Consider the following 1,580-nt stretch of genomic DNA (forward strand, 5'->3'; position numbering starts at 1 on the left):
GGGTGACGGCCTCCGTGCCTCCGTCCGTTCCGCCCACGGCGCCCCGGCCCCCGGCCGCGGCACCGCCCAGGGTGGCGCCTCCCGCGGGGACGGCACCGGCTGCCCGCGCGACCCCGCCTCCCGTCACGCCGCCGTTGGCTCCGGCGACGGCACGTCCGGCTTCGGGGCAGGTGCCCACGGTGGCTCCGGCGACGGCGCAGGTTCCTCTGGCGGCTGGCGTTCCTCCCGTGGCTCCGGCGACGGCACGGCCGGCTTCGGGTCAGGTGCCCACGGTGGCTCCGGCGACGGCACAGGCTCCTCTGGCGGGTGGTGCTCCAGCGGCGGCACGGCCCGCTTCGGGGCAGGTTCCTTCGGTCACGGCGCCGGTGGCTCGGCCTGCTTCGGGCCAGGTGCCCACGGTAGCGCCCGCGACAGCACCGGCTCCTTCGACGGGCGGCGTTCCGCCCGTGGCTCCAGCGACGGCACGGCCCGCGTCATCCACCGGGGTGCCTTCCATCTCGCCCACGGGTGGAGTTCCCGTATCGGGAGCACCTCCGCGTCCAACGCCCGCCAACCTTGAACCCGTGGGAGCCGCGCCCCGTGGGACGCCGGGAGTCGCCCCGGTGGGCCCTGCCGCCGCGTCACGGCCCACGGTGTCTGGGATTCCGTCCGTGGGCGTCGCGGCCCCTCCGCCTGCGACGACCGCACAGTCCCGCCCCACCGTGAGCGCGATGCCCGCGGTCGGTGCGGTGACTCCGCCACAAGCTCCGGCAACGCCCACGACCGCGCGCGCGACCGTGACCGCGATTCCAGCCGTCGGCGCGGTGGCTCCGCCGCAGGCGCAGGCACCGCCCACGGGAGCTCGCCCCACGGTCTCCGCGATTCCGGCCGTGGGCGCGGTGATGCCGCCCCAGGCGCCCGCCGCGGCCCGTCCCACCGCTACCGCGGTTCCGGCCGTGGGCGCGGTGATGCCGCCCCAGGCGCCCGCCGCGGCCCGTCCCACCGCTACCGCGATTCCGGCCGTCGGCGCGGTGACGCCGCCGCAGGCTGCCGCAACGCCCGCCGCTGCCCGTCCTACCGCTACCGCGATTCCGGCCGTCGGCGCGGTGGCTCCGCCCCAGGCTCCAGCGGTCCCCGCCAGCGCCCGGCCCACCACCACGACGCCCACCGTCGGCGCGGTGGCTCCGCCCCAGGCTCCAGCGGCACCCGCCAGCGCCCGGCCGACCACCACGACCCCCACCGTGGGCGCGGTGACGCCTCCCGTGGCCCCCGCGTCGACGCCTCGCATCGCGCCGGTCGCTCCACCCACCGCGAGCGCTGCGCCCGCCATGCCGCCCGCGATGCCTCCGGCGGTGCCCGGCGTCGCGTCCATGGCGACGCCTGCACCCGTGGCCCGCATGCCCTCGGCCGTGCCGACCATGCAGCCCTTGAGCCCCGTGATTCCGCCCGTGGCTCCCGCGGCCCGTCCGCCCTCGGTGCCGACCATCGCTCCCGCGGGTGCCCGGCCTACGACTCCAGCCCCGGTGCCGGCCGCCGCGCGCCCCGTTCCCACCGTGGGACCGGTGACGCCGCCGCCCGTCGCGCTCCGGATCAGCCCGCCC

1 pseudogene is annotated in these 1,580 nt (G+C 78.9%); it reads right to left on the reverse strand.

Annotated features, from left to right (window positions below):
* Positions 1 to 259: 259 nt before the first annotated feature.
* Positions 260 to 1,580: pseudogene (locus tag D7W81_RS42720) on the reverse strand (hypothetical protein); the annotation flags it as partial.

The sequence above is a fragment of the Corallococcus aberystwythensis genome (assembly GCF_003612165.1).
GTDB classification, from domain to species: Bacteria; Myxococcota; Myxococcia; order Myxococcales; family Myxococcaceae; genus Corallococcus; species Corallococcus aberystwythensis.